The following is an 18,107-nucleotide window of genomic DNA, read 5'->3' as shown; positions in this document are numbered from 1 at the left end:
CTATGTGCTACATATAACTTGGGGTCACTGCGCACTGAGCCGGAGCGGATCTTCGGCGGGTTCCTGCACCGGATGTACCGGATGACCACGGATCAGGCAGAGTACGCAGTGAAAGCGCTGAATCCGCAGATTATGCTCCGGGAATCAGTGATGAACAACCTGACAGCCGCCGAGAAGGCCGCGGAGCTCGCAAGCAGACATGGAATAAATGCTCTCCCGGCTCTGCTGCATGAGGGGAGCTGTATGCATGAAGTGGACGGGCAGTATTATCTGCTGTTTCCATGGATTGAAGGCCGCTCTATATCTGCAGGCAACGCGGGGCTGGAGCACTGCGTTACTATGGGGGAAGCTCTCGCGGCTATACATGCCACGGACTTCTCTCCGCTCCATAATGAGCTCCATAGGGATAGCACAGCGGAACAATTGCAGACCGATTGGAAAGGGTATGCCGTACAAGGTCAGGCGATGGATCTTCCATGGTCCGCTTCCCTTATGGCTGCTCTGGACAAGCTCTACCGCTATGAGGAGCTGGTGAATGCTGCTATGCCGATCCTTAATGGCAACAGGATTATCAGCCACCGGGATCTGGACCTGAAGAATGTGCTGTGGGATCATGACGGCCGGCCCGTTATTATTGACTGGGAGGCTGCGGGCTGGATCAACCCGGCGCAGGAGCTGGTTGAAGTGGCACTCTATTGGTCAGACTTTGAGAGTGGTCACATCCGCAAGGAGGCCTTCTGTGCGCTGATTCAGGCTTACCGTAATCATGGGGGAGGGACACGTGACCCCTGGCCGGAGGTGCTAAACAGCGGTTACCACGGGAAGCTGGGCTGGATGGATTACAGCATCCGGCGGTCGCTGGGGCTGGAAGGCCCGGATGAAGCGGAGCGGGAGCTTGGGACAAGCCAGGTGCTGCCTACGCTGCAAGCGCTGAAGGATTACGACGCGTTCATTCCGCTTTGCCTGCAATGGCTTACGAACTTAAGTATGAAATAGAAGGAGTTGGGCCCCGATGGAAGAGAATAAAGTCACCTATGAATCTGTCGATCAATATATTTCGGCCTATGCACCAGAGGTCCAGGAGATTCTGCAGACCTTGCGCAAGGTCATCCGGGAGGCAGCGCCAGAGGCAGAAGAGAAGATCAGCTATCAGATGCCGACCTTCTTCCTGCATAAGAATCTGGTGCATTTCGCCGCATTCAAGAATCACATTGGATTCTATCCGGCACCGCAGGGAATTGAAGCGTTCAAAGAGGAACTTGCGAAATATAAAGGGGCCAAAGGCTCTGTGCAATTTCCGATTCATGAGCCGCTTCCCTATGAACTCATTACGAGGATCGTTAAATTCAGAGTGGAAGAGAATCAGCAGCAGGCAGCGGGTAAGGCGAAGAAGAAGAAATAAGTGCTTATGGCAGACCGGGAGGCAGAGAGGTTAGCAAGCTATGTTTATTACCACAATCAGCTGCAGGAGGAACAGGCTCTTCATGGACCGAACAGAATAATTATCCTATACGAACTGGTAAAGTAAAGTCCGGGCCCGCTGAAACATCGGGGATTTGTATTTTCCGGGAATGCACAACGAGCCTTGGAAGTGATTCCAGAGGCTCGTTTTTAGCATCTTTTATTTAAGTTAATTGTTCAGTAGCCTTGCTGTCATAGGGGATTCCCTGCTTACAGCGACTTATCATCAATGCTGTTCAGCCAGCTCTCAATATCCCCGATGACGGAGCTGACGCAGCCGTCCTCGAACGGTGAGATCAGTCCGGCAAGCTCTACCAGCTTCGTGAAAGACTGGCTTCCTCCAGCCTGGCAGAGGCGCAGATAATCCGACCATGCGGATGTGAAATCCTCATTCGAGCGTTTCCAGAACTGGAAGGCGCAGAGCTGGGCCAGCGTATAGTCAATATAGTAGAACGGGGAACGGTAGATATGCGCCTGCTTTTGCCAGAAGCCGCCCTGCTCCAGATAGACGTTGCCGTCATAATCGCGGTGGGGCAGATATTTCTGCTCAATTTCCCGCCAGGCCTGCTTACGTTCAGCCGGAGTCGCCTCCGGGTGCTCATAGACAAAATGCTGGAATTCATCGACAGAGACACCATAAGGAATAAACAACAGACTCTCTGCCAGGTGGTTGAAGCGGTATTTGTCCGCATCCTGTTCGAAGAACTGGTCCATCCACGGCCAAGCGAAGAATTCCATACTCATCGAGTGGATTTCTGCAGCTTCAAAGGTTGGGAAGGCATATTCCGGAACGCCGGAGTTGCGGCTGGAATATACCTGGAAGGCGTGTCCCACTTCATGGGTCAGCACATCAATATCCGCTGAGGTTCCATTGAAATTGGAGAAAATAAACGGTGCCTGATAGTCGCTGAAGTAGGTACAGTAACCGCCGAATTGCTTGCCCTTCTTGCTTACCAGATCCATCAGCCCATTGTCCAGCATGAAGGTGAAGAACTCATCGGTTTCCGGTGACAGCTCCTTGTACATCTTCGCTCCGTTAGCCACAATCCAGTCAGCATCGCCCTTGGGTGTAGCATTCCCGGAATTGAAGCTAATGCCCTCATCGTAAAATTTCAATTCATCCAGACCCAGACGCTCCTTCTGGCGCTGCTTCAGCTTCGTTGCAAGAGGAACGATATTCTCAAGCACCTGCTTGCGGAAATTAGCAACCATCCCGGCATTGTAATCCGTACGCATCATCCGTTCATACCCTAGCTCCACAAAGCTGCTGTATCCAAGCTTGGCAGCTATGCTGGCCCGTACCTTGACGAGCTCATCATAAATCCGGTCGAGCTCCGGTTCATGCTCTGACATGAAGGCATATCTGGCTTCAAAAGCTCCCTGGCGCACAGAACGGTCAGTCGATGAATCATAGGGGATCAGCTGGGCCAGGGTACGCTCTTCACCGTCAAATCTAATTTTGGCTGAGGCGATCAATTGGGCGTATTCGGAGGACAGCTTGTTCTCAAGCTGTAAGTCTCCAATAACTTCAGGGCTGAAGGTACGCAAGGAAATTTCGGCCAAGCTTAGCAGCTGCGTTCCCCATTCCTGTTCAAACTCGGCTCTGTACTTGGAATTTACAAGGGCTCTGTAATAATCCGTTATGTACTCCTGGACCACGGGACCGATCTCGTCCATGTAATCCTGTTCAGCCTTGTAGAACTCATCCTCGGTATTAATCGAGTGGCGGACGCTGACCAGTGTCTCCATCGTACCGAATTTGCTGCGGAGCTCATTCATGGCGGCAACCGCGGCCTTCTGCTCCTCCAGACTGCCATTCTCCAGGCCTTTCAGCAAGGTTGTGAAATCGGTCTTAAATTGCTCCACATCCGGACGTTCATAACGGTATTCTGAGAATTTCATTGGATTATCAGCACCCTTTCTTTACCATATAAACCCCATTATATAATCGACTCCCGCAAAAAACCAACTTTTAGACAGTAAAGTTTAATTATACTTAATTTCTCAAGGCGAAAGGACAGTGAAACTTCCACGTTGTGTTGCGGCTAGTATTATTTTAGAATAGTAATGATCTGCATCCATAAAATGTAACTGTATACGGCGGCATTCAGCGCTGCCCTGGGAGGTGAAGGCCCATGTTTAGAATGAACCAGTATGTGAACGGCACGCTCCATGCAAAGCCTGTGGAATAACTAAGGCGAAAGCTTGGCATGGAGCGGATAGTATTCGCCTGTAGTAACAGATAGGTACAGTTATTCATACAGGCTTTGCCCTTAAAGATCAATTTATTTTAAGGAGCGGGCCAAAGATGAAATGTGTAAATGCAGCGGCGTTATTGCCAGACCACCTGCTAAAGGAGATTCAGCAATATATTCACGGGGAAGCCTTGTATATCCCCACCCGTCCGAGCAGCCGCAGAAAATGGGGCGAAAGCTCCGGGGCAAGAGGGTTCTACAGACTCCGGAACAATGAGATACGCAAATGTTTCCATGATGGTGCGGACATGAACCAGTTGTGTGAGCAATATGGATTATCCATAGACAGCATCCGTAAAATTGTATATTCCAAGAACCCGCAGAGCTGATCTGCGGGTTCTTGCTGTGAGATAAAACAATTCTAGAAAAGCTTGGTATATAATGTCCTCTGCCTGTTCCGTAGAATGAAGGTATGACAGAGCCTCTGGAGGATGAAATGACTAAGAGAGCAGGTAGAGCAGAATATAGACCCTATACTCCGCAAGATATGATGAAGGTGCGGGAGTATATTTCGCGGGTCTACTCCAGGCTGAAACGGCCGAACAGCTGGTCCATTGCCCGCTGGGAATTTGAAATATTCTTTATTCAGAAGAGAGCGGGCATGTTGCCCGGCTGGGAGCAGCATATAGGACTGTGGGAAGATGAGGGGGGTGAGCTGGCCGCCGTTGTCTGCCGTGACGGGGACTACTATTTTCAGCTGGATACGCTGGAGCCGCAGGAGGAGTTGCTGGGCGAAATGTTCGGATTCATAGAAAAGAGTTCCAGTCCGCACAGCCCTAAGCTGGCCATTCCGAAATTCATGCCCGCGCTGGAAGCGATGGCGCGCCGCCGGGGATATAAGCTGCTGCGCAATGAAAGTGATACTATCATTTCGGTCGTGCTGGATCAGGAATTCCGGGCAGACCTTCCCCATGGATTCACCCTTTGCTGCGGGGATGAAGTCAGTGACCATGCGAAGGCGCAGGGGCATATTATGGCTTTTGACTATGCAGGCACGAAGAAAGCAGAGCAGACGCTGCAGCATTATGGCGGACTTCGTGAAGCACCGGGGTACCGCCCCGGGCTGGATCTGTCGCTGGTGAACGCTGCGGGAGAGGTCGTGGCCTTCTGCAATATTTTTGTGGATGAAGCGAATAGGATCGGCATGCTCGAACCGGTTGGAACACATGTGAATTACAGAAGACAGGGGCTGGGCAGGGCCGTGATATATGAAGGCCTGAACCGCCTGCGGACGCTGGGCATGGTCAAAGCTTATACGGGTCCTATGCAGCCCTTTTACCGGAGGATTGGCTTTGCGCAGGAGGCAGAGATGACCATCTGGGAGAAAGAACGCGGGTGAAAATGCGGGAATGAAATAGCGGGAATGAAAATACAGGATTGAAATTAGGGAGAATAGTGTGGACTCTCCTCATATATAGAGAGTACGGTAGTTGAATTTGTACAATGGCGGAAAGCCGCGGAGAGTCGCGGACTGAGATTCGGTTATTTTGGATTTATGGACGGTTTTGGATAGTTCGCGGACTGAAAATCCGTTATTTCTGCTCGGAGGGGTGTTTTGGAGTGATTTAGGAGCAAATAGAGGAATCTCAGTCCGCGAGCCATTGGAAAAGCCCCACTTTCAGCAAAATAAGCGCATCTCAGTCCGCTTCATTGGAGTGGTGTACCTAAAGTGCAGGCGCTGCTCAACAGTTATTCGATTGCGGCTCGGGAATTTCTTGCCTATTACTCGAGTGTTACCTCATTACTAGATACCCTAGTTACTACTAGTTACTACTAGTTGTACCCATTGCATAGTCGTATCCATTGCGGCTCGGTGCTCTCCTGCGCTTGCAGGTGATTCACTCCGTTACAGCCGAAGCTTGTAAGTCCGCGCCCGATGGGAACCACTCGCGACATCCAGGATCTGCAGATCAACGAGATCATGAAGAATGCGTCTGGACTGACGGTCGCATATCTTGAGGTGCCGGGCAAGCTCCAGCGGAGTCAGCGGCCGCAGCATACGCCGGGCCAGGCGGACGGTCTCTGCCTCCAGCCAGGATAAGGATGCAGATACGTCCGTGGCTATGAATCTGCCAATAAAAGCGAGCACCAGCTGCTGGCATAGCTGAGGTTCTTCCGTGATGGACGGGTAAGCGATCGGCAGAAAGGTCCAGCCATCCAGTGCGAGTAAACAATGCCGTCTGCACAAGTCTTTGAATCTTCTGACATCCAGATCTCTGGCATGAGGGCCGAAGCCCTGGATCTCGATTCCGCCTTTTGCTCCACCGGGCATATACGCCAGATCCAAATAGCGGTAGCCGTTATTGAAATCCCGGACCTCCCATTCCGGAAAGAGATGATTGAAATTTCCGATAGCGGGAAACCAGACAGAGCGAAGAAATTCTCTGGTTCCGTGCCCTAGACCTTTTTGGAGCAGCTCCAAGCGAATTGCACCTGTCTCCGCATGAATCTGTTCCTGCAGCCATTCATCATAGTACTGTTCAAATCTCGACATTGCCGCATCTCCCTTGCGAGTAGTTTGACCCTTGAGCTGACCTGATACGATCCGATCCAATCCAATCCCGATACAAGAAAAGCCGCCGCAATACAACGTATCTGGAAGGTTAGCTCCAGACAAACGTTCTATTGCGGCGGCGTGTGCTTCACGACCTATACCGGTTATTATACCGTATTACCGCACAGCAAGGGTATCTTATTTCACATCGAAACACTCCCCATATTCAGGCCAGAAAGCGACTTGGATCATACTTGATCTGCCATTGATGTGATAAGGTGGGAAATCAGGGCTTGGTAAATACTGAGGAGGATTCAAGATTGAAGAAACACAGAGGTAAGCGAAGAATAGCTTTGCGGATATTATGGTTTGGCCTGCTGCTAATCGTCCTGCTCGTAGGAGGCGGATTAGTCTTCCCGACATGGACTCCAGGCATCAAAGGCGGCAACAGCGTAAGCATCCTTAAGCAGATAACTATTAACGGCACGAAGCAGGAAGTGATGATCCGGGGGAAGGACCGGAGCAATCCGCTGGTGATTTTTGTGCATGGCGGGCCAGGGGTCCCTGAGACTCCGTATGTACGGAAATATCAGGATCTGCTGGAGCAGAATTTCACCGTAGTTCAGTATGACCAGAGGGGCAGCGGGAAGTCCTATCATTTCTCAGAAGACTATTCGAATCTGTCGTCAGAAATGCTGGCAGATGATTTATTGGCGCTGACGGATTATCTTGAGCAGGAGTTCAACCAGAAGAAAGTGCTGCTGATCGGCCACTCCTATGGTACATACATAGCCACACAGGCGGCAAGCAAGGCACCGGACAAGTTCAGTGCCTATATCGGAATCGGCCAGACGGCCAATTGGGTTAACAGCAAGCTGGAGAGTCTGCAATTCATGATTGCTCAGGCGGGGCTTGCCGGTAATGACGCAGAGGCGGAAGAACTGGAGCTGCTAAGGGAACCGATTACTGAAGGAGGACAGATTACCCCCCGGGATAAAATCCGCGAATACGGCGGTTCAGCAAGGCTGATTAACGATAATGCGGATATCTTCCAGGGATTGCTGTTCGGTACAGAGTATAATTTGCTTGATGCCATTCGATTCTTCAAGGGGAATTCGATGTCGGAGCTTAACCTGCAGGCAGAGTTAACAGAGCATGATATCACGGAGCTGGTGGATCAGATTGATATTCCCGTATATTTCGTGATGGGGCAATTCGATCTGATGACCTCGGTGAATGAAGCTCGTAAATACCTGGACGAGCTGGAGGCGCCGCATAAGGAGTTCGTGGTGTTCGACCAGTCGGCGCATTATCCGCAGTTCGAAGAGAAAGAGAAGTTTGCACAGTGGCTGAACGAGACATGGGCTAAATTACCGCAATAGCGCACGTTCTCTGGGCGGCACACTAGCGATTGCAGCGGAAGCTGAGAAGAAAACGGCGTACTATCCTAATCCAAAGGACGGTGCTGCCGTTTCTTTTTGTATACAGTATCCTGACCTGCTGAAATTGCAGCTTGAAGCCGCTGTAGCGCAGCTTGCGCAAAGGCCATTGTATAAGTCTTTTGGCAAAAATATACTGTAACTGTAAGGAGAAGCGCAGGAGGCGATGGGCGATGAAAATTACAATTGAGAACGTTCCGGAGGGCGGTGAGCCTGAAATTATTCTAAGGTGCAACGACCCGGATGAATCTTTGCTCAGGTTAATCTACTCCGTGAACTCCAGCTCCAGAAAGCTGATCGGGATGACCGAGTTGCAGCTGCATATCATTAGTCCAAGGGATGTGTATTACTTCGAGGCGGTGGATCATAAGGTGTTCATTTATTGCCACGAGAAGGTGTATGAATCCCGTCTTAAGCTGTATGAGCTGGAAATGGATTTCGAGCATGGCGACTTTTTCAGAGCATCCAAATCGACCATCCTGAATATTGCCAAAATCAAATCACTGAGTCCGGTACTCTATGGCAGATACGAAGCGCTGCTGCAAAACGGTGAAAAGGTCTATATCTCCAGACAGTATGTTCCTGTGCTTAAACAAAAATTAGGGCTGTAACGGATGATTCGTGCTGGAAGAAATGAACTGCTTAATATTCGGGAGGGAATATCATGATTACAACCGGTAAATATATATCTTTTTTCGTGAAAGATCTGTTAAAGGCCTGCGGCTTTTTGACGGTACTTGCGGCGGTTGTGCTGGCTCTGAGTTCTACGGAGACGATCAACGGCTCGCTGTTTATGCAGCTGTTCCTGGGGGCCTTGGCATTTACTTGCTTCCGCTATGCACTGGTGAATACCTATGAGGTTGATAAAAAAGTACAGACAATCAGCTTCTACATTTGTTTTATCCTCGCCGATGTTTTTGTGATTCTATGGCTGTGGCTGTTCGCTACAGGTCCCCGGCTGCTCGATAACGGAGTACTGGTGCCGTTCGTCATCGTAATTCTCGTAGTCAAAACCATGGTTTACACAATGATGCACATTGACGGTAAAAGGGAAGCCAAGCAGCTGAACCAGAAGCTGGAGGAGTATAAGAAGGACGGGGATAAATAAGCAGTAAGCAGTTAGCAGTTAGCCTCCGCAAGTGCAGCCTTATAAGCGAATGTTCGAAAGCCGCCTTGGTGCCGGATCTGCCTGGGAGGCTTTTTATTTGGTTTATTTTATTTAGAAAACATACAAAAATCCTGTTACCATTCTGCTAGTTAAGCGTAACTAAGACGGTGTTATACATAATCTTCCATGGAGCTGATATCATGCTGCTTAACAACTCATCACTGATAGAGATGATGAATGGTACGGATGAACCAGAAATCCGGCTTGAGAAATCGCTTAATTTGTACCTGGAGCGGTTCGGACAGCTCGAGCCGGAGATCCGCGCTTTTGTTCCTGAAGCGGATGTTGAACAACGTCTTCGGCGGGAAAAAGCGCTGCTGCTGCATACTTATAGCGAAGCGGACTGCAAACCGGCCTTATTCGGCGTTCCTGTGGCGGTTAAGGACTTGCTGCATGTGGAGGGACTGCCTACCCGGGCCGGTTCGCAGCTACCCGCGGATCTGTTGACCGGACCAGAGGGCTCTTTGGTCCTAAGACTCCGCTTCCTAGGCGCGCTGATTGCCGGGAAGACAGTTACCGAGGAATTTGCCTATAACGGGCCTATTGCAACGCGTAATCCGCATAACACCGCGCATACTCCCGGCGGGTCAAGTGCAGGCTCAGCCGCTGCGGTTGCTGCGGGAATCTGCCCGCTGGCGGTTGGTACCCAGACACTGCGCTCAGTCATCGCTCCTGCATCCTTCTGCGGCGTGGTCGGATTCAAGCCGAGCTATGGCCGGGTTCAGCTGGACGGGGTGCTGCTGCTCTCGCCTTCTTTTGATACCATCGGGTTCTTCACCCAAGATTTGCCTGGTATGGAGGCCGCCGCAGCTCTGCTTGTACCGGGTTGGGAAGCCATTCCCGCTATATCTGACCGCAAGCCGGTCCTCGGCGTTCCCGCCGGGGTGTACATGGAATTAATGAGTCCGGAAGTAAAAGCTGTCTTCATCGCTCAGATAGGGATACTCGAACAGCTGGGCTACCAAGTCCGCCACGTGGATATGCCCTGGAAGGATGAATTCATCTATGGAGATGCCATGATTCGGTTTATCGAGGGAGAGCTGGCGCGGGAGCATGAACATTGGTTCGCGGAGCATAGGGAAGAATACGGCCTCCCGGTTCAGGAGGCCATTCTTAGAGGCCGGCAGATTCCGGATGAGGAGCTGGTGCAGTACCGGGGACAGCAGATGATTCTGCGGCGTGATCTGAAGGAACTTATGGTTCAGGAGGGCATCGACCTGTGGGTGTCGCCGGCCCAAGGAGGCACGGCGCCCAAGGTAGAGGAGAACAATACAGGCTGGGCAGGAATGCCTGCCATCTGGGGATTCGCCGGGGTGCCGTCAATCAGCTTGCCGGCTGCAACGATCGGGAATATGCCGCTCGGCTTCCAGTGCATCGGCACCTACGGGGAGGACGAGACACTGCTGGCTTGGGCGCGGGAGCTCTGGCCTCACTTATGCACAAGCGCATAAGCCTCCAGCAATTTCTCCACAGGGATATTCATTAATCCGCAGGCCGGGGATTTCAGATTGAGGTAACTCTGCATTCGAGTTGTAATCCGTACAATATTTAGCACCTCCCGTTTAACCGCGGGCCATTCGCTGTTGCTTTGGGATAAAAAATGCCCTTAAGCAAAAAGGAAGCGGGCTGATCCCCTTATGCTTAAGGGCTGCTTCCGTTATGCTTAAGGGCTGCTTACATCACACTTAAGGGCTGCTTCTACTTGCCGGTAGGCTTAGAGGCGCAGCGCTTCAGGAAGCGCACATCGATCTCGCCGCTGCCTGCAGTATTGGGCTTCAGGCCAAGGGAGAAGGCGTTCCGCTTCAGCAGGCACTTCACCTGGCCGGGCGTCAGGCAAGGGCGGAGCTGCAGCAGCTGTGCAGCTGCACCGGACACGATCGGCGTGGAGATGCTGGTACCGGACAGCTTGAAATACTTCCTGCCAACCTTATTTCCCGGCAGTTCGCGGACCAGCTGGGAGCCGGGTGCGCGCAGTGAGATCACCGAATCGCCGGGGGCAACAAGATCGGGCTTCACTTTACCGCCGGGAGCAGGTCCGCGGCTGGAGTAGACGGCGATACGGTCGTCCTTTTGCGTCACCGTCCGGCGGTCATTCACGGCTCCGACGGTGATGGCGGAGGGACTGATACCGGGCGACTCAACCGTTCTGCGCCCGGGTCCGCTGTTGCCGGCGGCGATAACTACAGTGAGTCCGGCTTTGACGGCTTTCTCAACCGCCTGGACAAGGATATCGTCCTTGGCAGAAGGGCTCACCGGTCCGCCGAAGGACATGGACAGGATGCGCAGCTTCAGCTTTTTGCGCCGGGCAATGCACCATTCAATGGCTTTAATGATGGTGGAGTCATAACCGTCGCCGTTTTTGTCCAGTACCTTAATTCCGACGATCCCTGCTTCAGGTGCCGGCCCTCTGTATTTACCTTTGCTGGACCAGCCGTTCCCTGCGGCATCGCCGGTAATATGTGTGCCGTGCCCGTTATCGTCATACGGACACTTCCGGTGATTGATATAATCCTTGAAGGCTATAATCCGGTTCACAGGCCGGGTCAGATCGGGATGCGGATACACACCGGTATCGAGCACGGCGATATTGACGCCTTTGCCGGTAAGCCCTCTTGTACGCTGAACGGCGGTGGCACCAATGGACGGAGTAGCGACATTTAAGGTGGTTTTTTTGATGCCATCGAGATAGACCTTATGCACCCCGTTCCAGCAGCATACCTGCTCCAGACATTTCAGCGTAATACGTGAGGCAACCGCGCGGTGCAGGGGCAACAGATGTTTAACCGGAAAAGCGTGTGTCCCCAGATGCTTCTGAAGAGCCTTCATTCTCTCTGGAGTCAGCGGATGCTTGAACTGTATAATGACCGGAAGGGCAGCCGGTTTCACGGTGGATGTATAGGACTTGCGGATCTTTTGCTTCAGCGGACGGTTAAGCTTGGCGGTATGATGCTGAACCCATAACTTATCAGTCATTAATGTGATCACCTCTATGGAAGCATAGTATGCGGCCGGGTGATCAGTGGGTACGAATCTATGAATATAGGACACTGCTACATTTCTATGAATATCAGGCAATAACACGTGTCGGCCGGTTCTTCAGTTGCATTTACTACTGTATTCCAACAGAAAGTGGTGAAGCAATTGAAAGAATCAGAGAAGAAAGCATTAATGGCAAAACGTCTCCTTATAGCCAAAAAAGCAAAAGCATCGGCGGTAGTAAGACCTAAGAGACGGCGGATCAAACAGGTTCTCAGCAATTTCATCGTGCTCGCAGTAAACAACAACAATGTCCCTTATGAAACGCAAGGCTGGACGGCTACGTTGACCAGAAGCTCTGGTACCGTTACCACGGCACAGTTTGATGAATTCGGTGTAGCGCAATTTAACACAATCAGCACTCTGACAACTATCAGCTACACCCTTAGAATTATTGACGCGGATAATGTTCAGCGTACTCAGAAATTCGTCCCTGCCAACCGTGAGTTCTTTGTAGCCCGTTTCTAAGACAACAGCGCGCCTCCGGTCAATTCGGAGGCGCGCTGTTATTTCGTGCGTACTCATGGACATGTTTCCTTGAACCCTTCGGCGAAATGTGAAATTATAGAAATATTGAACTCATCATACATAGCAGAGGGGAGTCACAAATGAACAGCTATTTTATTCATAATGAATCATTGGCGCTGCATGTGCTGGAGAGTGGAGAGAAGAATGCTGAACTGCCGTCGCTATTAGTGGTCTGTGGATTGTGGGAACCTGCGGAGCGGGCGATTCCGCTTCTGTCCCATTTGCAGGGTCATATAGTTGCATTTAGCTTCCGCGGCCGCGGCTTAAGCTCTACACCGGATTCTGGTTATGATCTGGAAGATCATCTGTCCGATATTGAGACTGTAGTTAATTATTGCGGGCTCGCACAATATATTGTGCTGGGCTTCTCACGCGGAGCAGCCTATTCCCTTGCCTGGAGTCTGAGGCATCAGGATCAGGTGAGGGGCCTTATCCTGGTTGATCAACCGCCGGTTCACAGGGCCATGTCTCTTGAAACAGTGGAGTTCTGGAGCAGCCTTGTCTATCAGCAGGTGCCTCTTCTGAACTATATTCGCCGGGAAGCCTTGCAGGGAATGGGGCGGGAAGCCCGTGAGGTGGACTTCTCGGAACAACTGCCGCAGCTTGCAATTCCCGTCACGCTGTTTGCCGGCAGGAATCCGGATTCTATGATCTCATCGGATATATCAGATGAAGTACTGGAGAAGTATCGTACATTGGTGCCCTGCTTCACTGTAGTTGAGTTTGCACTGTCGGGACATATGATACCGGATGAAGAACAGGCGAAGTATATAGCTGAGGTTAAGAGATGGATGTCTGAGACTTTTCGCTAAGAGGAGGTAAGTCTATGTATCACTGGATTCAGAATCATACGAGACTTGAGTATATCACGGAGCTGGAGCCTTTCGACTTCAGCTCCCTGCGGGCGCCGGAGAGTATTCACAGAATGGAGCCGCAGGAGCAGCCTGTTGAAATGACTGCACTGGCGCAATATTTCATTGCTGCAAGTGTCTGGCTGTCAGAGGATATGTATACATCTATTCCTCTGCGGAACGAAGAAGCCGTGAAACGGGTGCTGGAAGAAGTAAGCCCGCATTATGCCGAAGCCCGGCAGTATGCTATTCCTGGAAGGGGAGATGAAATGGTTCTCCGGAAGCTGAAGCCAGCTTCGCGAGACCTATTCTTGGCTACAACGACATGCGTTATGCCTCCGATGAAAGACTTATACCGCCACCATGATACCAGTGGATGGCGAAACGGCGTTAAACGGGCAGTCGTGAATTATCCGGTTAACAGTAAGGCCTTAGTACCCTACGAAGCAGAGGGGATAAGGGAACTGCAGGAGTTGCTGCGGAAACTTTATCTTGAACCGCCGGGTGACGACCTTGGGTGGGTACCACTGGGCTGGAAGTTTGAGGATTCCCTTAAGGATTCCCTGATGCTGCGTTTCCTGGCCGGATTCGCGCCGCATCTGACGCTCGCCGTGGACGCCGGCACCCTGGAAGTCATTAGCATTCATCTATCCCAGGAGGAATTCAGCCGTCCGGTTCTGCTGCGCTCAGGGTGGCCTAAGCCGCCGCGCAGGAACGGGGATTATCTGTATTTGGATCTCGGCAGGAAGCTCGTATATGTAGTCGATCTGAGCAAGCAGGACAAGCTTGAGACCTGGGCTGATCTGCATGAAGAGGCCCGCGTTTACCTAATGCGGCCGTACGGGGATTTCGCACAATTCGATCATCTTTCCGCAGAGCCGAAACCGGCCGGTGTAGGCTTATTCTTTGATACCCATACGATTGGCAGAATGCTGGAGACTATCAACCTTGAGCTGGAGTCTTTTTGAAATAATAAATACTGTAGAGGATCAGCGGAATGACCAGGAAGTTGGCCAGCTGGATATAGAGCAGATAGTCGAGCAGCTTGAACATATCGAACAAATCCCGCGAGAACAGGTACGAGAAAAGGATCGTCAGCGCGCAGATATAATGCTCCTTGAACCTGATTTTGAGGCCCGACAGCCGGATCAGCTCCATCAAAGCAAAGAAGCAGACGATATAACGGATGAACCAGCCGGCGACCACCTGCAGCATAACGAATAATTCACCAGCCTCCAGGAAGCCAAAAGCACTGATAATCTGGGTCTGTGTCAGCTTGGGGAACAGTAGATTGACTGCCCGGTCCGGCCCGAAGGTAGTAATGACACCAAGCATCGAGAAGATCTGCATCTGGATAATGAACAGCAGGGCAATCGAAGTATGCAGGAGCAGCTTGGATTTGTCCCGCACACTGTCCAGGTAAGGGATCATAATGGTGACACAGCTCAGTGCGCCGAGAATCTTCAGGGTGCTCAGCAGCAGTGCAGGGGTAACTCCATGCTCCAGAATCGGATAGATATACTTCATGTCCTTGTATTTATGAGTCAGGAAGGCGAGCAGCATACCGGACAGGCTGATGAAGAAGATCACCACAATGGTCGTAATCGTTACGGAAGCAATCCCTTTTTTGACTACATAGACCGTGGCTACCGCAGTGACCAATATAAAGACCCATACGGGCGTGAACAGCTGGAAACCGGTGTGAATGACACTGGCCTCAGCGCCCGCACTTTCAAATATAGTTAATAGAAGAGTCAGCAAAAAAAGCACAGAAAAAAAGCCGCCGCCCCATTTGCCGAGTGATTTCGCATAGATGTCGAGCAGGTTATAATTTTGGGTTCTCTTCTTAATCGTCAGAATAACCCACATGTACACAAGAATACAGGCTGAAGCGGCAATCATGGCAATCCAGGTATCTCTTCCGCCTAGCCGGATGAACGATGAGGGGAAGGTCTTAAGAGTGACAATCGCCAGGCTGCAGATGATGAAAAACAGATGTTTGGAGTTCATACTTGCCACTATTCCACCTTCTCTCAGAAAAGTCTAGACTTAACGTCTAGTATGGTCTGCTGTTAGGAATATTATTCCGGTAATCCGGCATACTATCCCTACCACTTAAGAAGGGCGGGAAACCGGATGACCGTACAAGCGAGTGAGCTTTCCTCTATACTAAGCGGCTGCTTTGATTTCATTAAGCGGGATATCGTGATGAATGATACTGTCATAACTCTCTTTTATATAGAAACCATTTGTGATTCTAACTATATGAGCCAATATATTATTGAGCCGCTGTCGCAGGCGGCAGGGGGGATAACAAGCAGAGAAGCGGTCGGTAAGGCCATCTATGCCGCTAAATTCGGGGAGGTCAAGGATGCGGACGAGGCGCTTGAGCATCTGCTGGCAGGTGATCCGGTGCTGATTTTTGAGCAGCTCCAGTATGCTGTTTATTTTGACGCCCGCAAGCTGGAATCCCGTCCGGTCGAGAAATCGCAGTTCGAAGCGTCGCTCGTCGGCTCGAACGAGAGCTTCAATGAGCTGCTGGTCAACAATGTCAGCCTGATCCGCAAACGGATGGCTACGCAGACGCTGAAGATTGAAAGCCATATTCTGGGCAAGCAGTCGAAGACGCAGGCGGTTCTGCTCTATGTGGAGGGGACGGCTCCGGAGGATCTTGTCGCGACTGTCCGCCAGAAGCTGGAGGCTATGGACAATGAATTCGTGCTGGGCGCACAGTATGTTGCGGAAGCCTTAAGTCCGGGCAAGACGCTGTTCGATACCATAGGATACACCGAGAAGCCCGATGCGGTAGTCGCCAAGCTGTTTGAGGGCAGAATCTCCGTAATTGTGAATGGAACGCCGTTTGCACTGACCGCGCCCTGTTTCTTTTTTGAGAACCTGCAGTCCCCGGATGATTATGCCACCAACAGGCTGTTTGTTACGCTGCTGCGCTTTGTGAGATTCGGCTCGGTGCTGGTATCGCTGCTCCTGCCGGGATTCTATGTGGCGCTGACCACGCATCACTTCTCGCTGATTCCTTCGGCGTTTGTGTTCAAGCTTGCCGTGTCCCGTTCGGGGGTGCCTTTTCCGACAGTGGTGGAAGTGGTCCTGATGTTCCTGTTCTTCGAGCTCTCCCGGGAAGCCGGACGGCGGCTGCCACATCAGATCGGACAAGCGCTCAGTATTGTAGGCGCCCTGATTCTGGGTGATGCTGCCGTCGGCGCCGGACTGGCTTCCCAGGCTACGGTGGTCGTGACAGGGATTTATGCCATTACCTCGTTCATTAATCCGCGCCTGACCTCGGCCATTTCTGTATGGGCAGTGTTCTCTATCATCATGTCTGCCGGTTTCGGGCTGCACGGCTTCTATCTGGGATTCATCCTGCTGGTGGCCCATCTGGGATCGCTGAGATCCTGTGATTATCCGTATCTGTTCCCGCTGGGCACCGAGAAATCGTTCCGCGCCGCCAATCTGGATGTGCTGGTCCGGGGACCGCTGAGCAAAGTATCGAAACCCTTCCTGTACCGGGGCAGAAAATGATCAAGTCGCTCCGCAGAAAAGTACTCGTCACACTGATGCTGGCGGTGCTGCCCTTCCTGCTGGCCTCCTGCTTGGGCTACAGGGATCTTGACCACATCGCATTCGTGACCTCCATTCTGATTGATCAGGATGAGGAGGAGAATCTCATTTTTTATTTTGAGACGCTGAACTCGATCCGCAGCTCCTCCAAAGAGGCGAACCAGGAGGAGAGGATTGTATATAAAATAGCAACCCAGAATCCGGGCGATGCCCTCAACCGTCTGGAAACTCATACCAGTTCCCCGGTTACCCTTGCCCACAACAAAGTCATCCTCTTCACGAAACGTTTTGCGGCGGGCGGGCTGGACCAGGCATTTGATATTTTTGACCGGTGGCAGGAATCCAGCACACGTACACTTCTGGGCGTGTATGTAGGAGAGACTGAGGATTTCATCAAGCCCAACCATGAGGAAGAGGTTATGACCGGCCTGTACCTCTATGACATGCTGGGCAACAAAGCATCCGTAACCTCCTATGGCGTCAAGCTGAACATCAGGGAGTTCATGAATCAGAAGATTATCGGTGATCATGTGAATTCCATGTCAATCATGAATGTGTCCAAGGATAAGGATACGAAGGGGCAGTATTTCCTGGACGGACTGGCACTGATTAAAGAATATAGAATGGTAGGCAGGCTGAGCAGCGAGAAGTCCATCTACTTCAACTTCCTGCTCAATAACGAGGTATCGGGCAATATCAATACGCAGAATCCCGAGGACCGGACGAAGACGGTGAGCCTGCTGCTGCAGAATAACCGCTACAAGTCCAGGCTCGATTATAAAGACGGCATACTAAAGATGGAGATCATCCTTAAGCTGAACACCGATGTATCCTTAATCCAGGGGAAGCTGAAGCTGAACGAGGAAAACATTGCGAAGCTGGAGGCGTCCATGGCAGCGAAGATCAGAGCCAATTGTCTGGCGCTGTTTCAGGAGTGGAAGGATAAAGGGACCGATATTTTTGATATCCAGGAGAAGTTTGAACGGAAATATCCCAAGCTCGCCGGGCGGAATATCATCGGGAGTACAGAGCTCGACCTTAAGGTTACGGTAGATATCAACGGCACGACAACGCTTAGGGATGCGGAATAGCAATATGATAATTATAGAAGCTGTTATCACGGCCATAAGGGCTGCGGTTACAGCTTTTTTTATATGACAGATTTCGTGCCGCGAATGAGCGGTGTAGACGGTGTGATGTATCTTTTGTCAAGATTCGATGGGTGATATCTATAAAATATTGTTCGATTATACAAACCAATCCGCAAATTTTAGCTATAATGACAATAAACCTGCCATG

The 18,107-nt window shown here is 51.2% G+C and carries 17 protein-coding genes; 13 read left to right on the top strand and 4 right to left on the bottom strand.

Features of this window, described 5'->3' with window-relative positions; genetic code table 11:
• Window positions 1–18: 18 nt before the first annotated feature.
• Window positions 19–996: a phosphotransferase enzyme family protein gene (locus MKZ24_RS27045; RefSeq protein WP_340788581.1), complete on the top strand. Its 978-nt coding sequence runs from the start codon at window positions 19–21 to the stop codon at window positions 994–996.
• Window positions 997–1,012: 16 nt separating this feature from the next.
• Complete coding sequence (locus MKZ24_RS27040) at window positions 1,013–1,402, top strand: iron chaperone (RefSeq protein ID WP_340788579.1); 390 nt, start codon at window positions 1,013–1,015, stop codon at window positions 1,400–1,402.
• A 269-nt stretch (window positions 1,403–1,671) separates the two neighbouring features.
• Here MKZ24_RS27040 and MKZ24_RS27035 read toward each other — a convergent pair whose 3' ends face one another.
• The gene (locus MKZ24_RS27035; protein WP_340788577.1) at window positions 1,672–3,363 is read right to left on the bottom strand and encodes a M3 family oligoendopeptidase; all 1,692 of its coding nucleotides are present in this window, start codon (window positions 3,361–3,363) and stop codon (window positions 1,672–1,674) included.
• Between the two features lie 406 nt (window positions 3,364–3,769).
• Here MKZ24_RS27035 and MKZ24_RS27030 point away from each other — a divergent pair, with 406 nt between their 5' ends.
• Together MKZ24_RS27030 and MKZ24_RS27025 are read left to right on the top strand one after the other, a co-directional pair.
• Complete coding sequence (locus tag MKZ24_RS27030; RefSeq protein ID WP_340788575.1) at window positions 3,770–4,045, top strand: CD3324 family protein; 276 nt, start codon at window positions 3,770–3,772, stop codon at window positions 4,043–4,045.
• A 107-nt stretch (window positions 4,046–4,152) separates the two neighbouring features.
• Entirely contained in the window at window positions 4,153–5,055 is a 903-nt protein-coding gene (locus MKZ24_RS27025; protein WP_340788573.1) for a GNAT family N-acetyltransferase, read from the top strand.
• 507 nt (window positions 5,056–5,562) lie between these two features.
• Here the strand turns inward: MKZ24_RS27025 and MKZ24_RS27020 are convergent.
• Entirely contained in the window at window positions 5,563–6,210 is a 648-nt protein-coding gene (locus MKZ24_RS27020; protein ID WP_042234781.1) for a hypothetical protein, read from the bottom strand.
• 320 nt (window positions 6,211–6,530) lie between these two features.
• Here MKZ24_RS27020 and MKZ24_RS27015 point away from each other — a divergent pair, with 320 nt between their 5' ends.
• From MKZ24_RS27015 to MKZ24_RS27000, 4 genes are all read left to right on the top strand, one after another.
• Window positions 6,531–7,592, top strand: coding sequence for an alpha/beta fold hydrolase (locus MKZ24_RS27015; RefSeq protein ID WP_340788569.1), 1,062 nt, complete (start codon window positions 6,531–6,533; stop codon window positions 7,590–7,592).
• A 230-nt stretch (window positions 7,593–7,822) separates the two neighbouring features.
• A complete protein-coding gene (locus MKZ24_RS27010; protein WP_042234785.1) occupies window positions 7,823–8,260 on the top strand; it encodes a LytTR family DNA-binding domain-containing protein in 438 nt (145 codons plus the stop codon).
• A gap of 53 nt (window positions 8,261–8,313) precedes the next feature.
• Entirely contained in the window at window positions 8,314–8,757 is a 444-nt protein-coding gene (locus MKZ24_RS27005; RefSeq protein WP_340788566.1) for a hypothetical protein, read from the top strand.
• Between the two features lie 200 nt (window positions 8,758–8,957).
• Window positions 8,958–10,268, top strand: a complete 1,311-nt coding sequence (locus MKZ24_RS27000) for an amidase (protein WP_340788563.1) — start codon at window positions 8,958–8,960, stop codon at window positions 10,266–10,268.
• Between the two features lie 247 nt (window positions 10,269–10,515).
• Here the strand turns inward: MKZ24_RS27000 and MKZ24_RS26995 are convergent, their stop codons facing one another.
• The gene (locus MKZ24_RS26995) at window positions 10,516–11,790 is read right to left on the bottom strand and encodes a S8 family peptidase (RefSeq protein WP_042234787.1); all 1,275 of its coding nucleotides are present in this window, start codon (window positions 11,788–11,790) and stop codon (window positions 10,516–10,518) included.
• 195 nt (window positions 11,791–11,985) lie between these two features.
• On the opposite strand from MKZ24_RS26995, the gene MKZ24_RS26990 reads away from it, so the two are divergent.
• The 3 genes from MKZ24_RS26990 to MKZ24_RS26980 all read left to right on the top strand — a co-directional run bounded on the left by MKZ24_RS26990 (window position 11,986) and on the right by MKZ24_RS26980 (window position 14,200).
• Entirely contained in the window at window positions 11,986–12,321 is a 336-nt protein-coding gene (locus MKZ24_RS26990) for a hypothetical protein (protein ID WP_052416210.1), read from the top strand.
• Window positions 12,322–12,461: 140 nt separating this feature from the next.
• Complete coding sequence (locus MKZ24_RS26985; RefSeq protein WP_042234789.1) at window positions 12,462–13,193, top strand: alpha/beta fold hydrolase; 732 nt, start codon at window positions 12,462–12,464, stop codon at window positions 13,191–13,193.
• Window positions 13,194–13,207: 14 nt separating this feature from the next.
• The gene (locus MKZ24_RS26980) at window positions 13,208–14,200 is read left to right on the top strand and encodes a hypothetical protein (protein WP_042234791.1); all 993 of its coding nucleotides are present in this window, start codon (window positions 13,208–13,210) and stop codon (window positions 14,198–14,200) included.
• On the opposite strand, the gene MKZ24_RS26975 is transcribed toward MKZ24_RS26980, so the two are convergent.
• The gene (locus tag MKZ24_RS26975) at window positions 14,175–15,242 is read right to left on the bottom strand and encodes a GerAB/ArcD/ProY family transporter (protein WP_042242110.1); all 1,068 of its coding nucleotides are present in this window, start codon (window positions 15,240–15,242) and stop codon (window positions 14,175–14,177) included. The genes MKZ24_RS26980 and MKZ24_RS26975 overlap by 26 nt on opposite strands.
• Window positions 15,243–15,368: 126 nt before the next feature.
• Between MKZ24_RS26975 and MKZ24_RS26970 the strand changes: the two genes are divergently transcribed.
• A complete protein-coding gene (locus tag MKZ24_RS26970) occupies window positions 15,369–16,769 on the top strand; it encodes a spore germination protein (RefSeq protein ID WP_052416214.1) in 1,401 nt (466 codons plus the stop codon).
• Window positions 16,766–17,899: a Ger(x)C family spore germination protein gene (locus MKZ24_RS26965; RefSeq protein ID WP_042234793.1), complete on the top strand. Its 1,134-nt coding sequence runs from the start codon at window positions 16,766–16,768 to the stop codon at window positions 17,897–17,899. The genes MKZ24_RS26970 and MKZ24_RS26965 overlap by 4 nt, the downstream gene beginning before the upstream one ends.
• The last annotated feature ends 208 nt before the right edge of the window (window positions 17,900–18,107 follow it).

The organism is Paenibacillus sp. FSL R7-0297, from assembly GCF_038009025.1.
In the GTDB taxonomy this organism is placed as follows: Bacteria; Bacillota; Bacilli; order Paenibacillales; family Paenibacillaceae; genus Paenibacillus_AQ.
The sequence above is the reverse complement of the archived record's forward strand: the minus strand, read 5'-3'. Positions and strand labels throughout refer to the sequence as shown.

Bases quoted from the DNA above. Each gene is read 5' to 3' on its own strand.
- MKZ24_RS27040 (WP_340788579.1), top strand. From the start codon at position 1,013: ATGGAAGAGAATAAAGTCACCTATGAATCTGTCGATCAATATATTTCG.
- MKZ24_RS26975 (WP_042242110.1), bottom strand. From the start codon at position 15,242: ATGAACTCCAAACATCTGTTTTTCATCATCTGCAGCCTGGCGATTGTC.
- MKZ24_RS27030 (WP_340788575.1), top strand. From the start codon at position 3,770: ATGAAATGTGTAAATGCAGCGGCGTTATTGCCAGACCACCTGCTAAAG.
- MKZ24_RS27000 (WP_340788563.1), top strand. From the start codon at position 8,958: ATGCTGCTTAACAACTCATCACTGATAGAGATGATGAATGGTACGGAT.
- MKZ24_RS26985 (WP_042234789.1), top strand. From the start codon at position 12,462: ATGAACAGCTATTTTATTCATAATGAATCATTGGCGCTGCATGTGCTG.
- MKZ24_RS26965 (WP_042234793.1), top strand. From the start codon at position 16,766: ATGATCAAGTCGCTCCGCAGAAAAGTACTCGTCACACTGATGCTGGCG.
- MKZ24_RS26970 (WP_052416214.1), top strand. From the start codon at position 15,369: ATGACCGTACAAGCGAGTGAGCTTTCCTCTATACTAAGCGGCTGCTTT.
- MKZ24_RS27010 (WP_042234785.1), top strand. From the start codon at position 7,823: ATGAAAATTACAATTGAGAACGTTCCGGAGGGCGGTGAGCCTGAAATT.
- MKZ24_RS27035 (WP_340788577.1), bottom strand. From the start codon at position 3,363: ATGAAATTCTCAGAATACCGTTATGAACGTCCGGATGTGGAGCAATTT.
- MKZ24_RS26980 (WP_042234791.1), top strand. From the start codon at position 13,208: ATGTATCACTGGATTCAGAATCATACGAGACTTGAGTATATCACGGAG.
- MKZ24_RS26995 (WP_042234787.1), bottom strand. From the start codon at position 11,790: ATGACTGATAAGTTATGGGTTCAGCATCATACCGCCAAGCTTAACCGT.
- MKZ24_RS26990 (WP_052416210.1), top strand. From the start codon at position 11,986: ATGGCAAAACGTCTCCTTATAGCCAAAAAAGCAAAAGCATCGGCGGTA.
- MKZ24_RS27020 (WP_042234781.1), bottom strand. From the start codon at position 6,210: ATGTCGAGATTTGAACAGTACTATGATGAATGGCTGCAGGAACAGATT.
- MKZ24_RS27005 (WP_340788566.1), top strand. From the start codon at position 8,314: ATGATTACAACCGGTAAATATATATCTTTTTTCGTGAAAGATCTGTTA.
- MKZ24_RS27025 (WP_340788573.1), top strand. From the start codon at position 4,153: ATGACTAAGAGAGCAGGTAGAGCAGAATATAGACCCTATACTCCGCAA.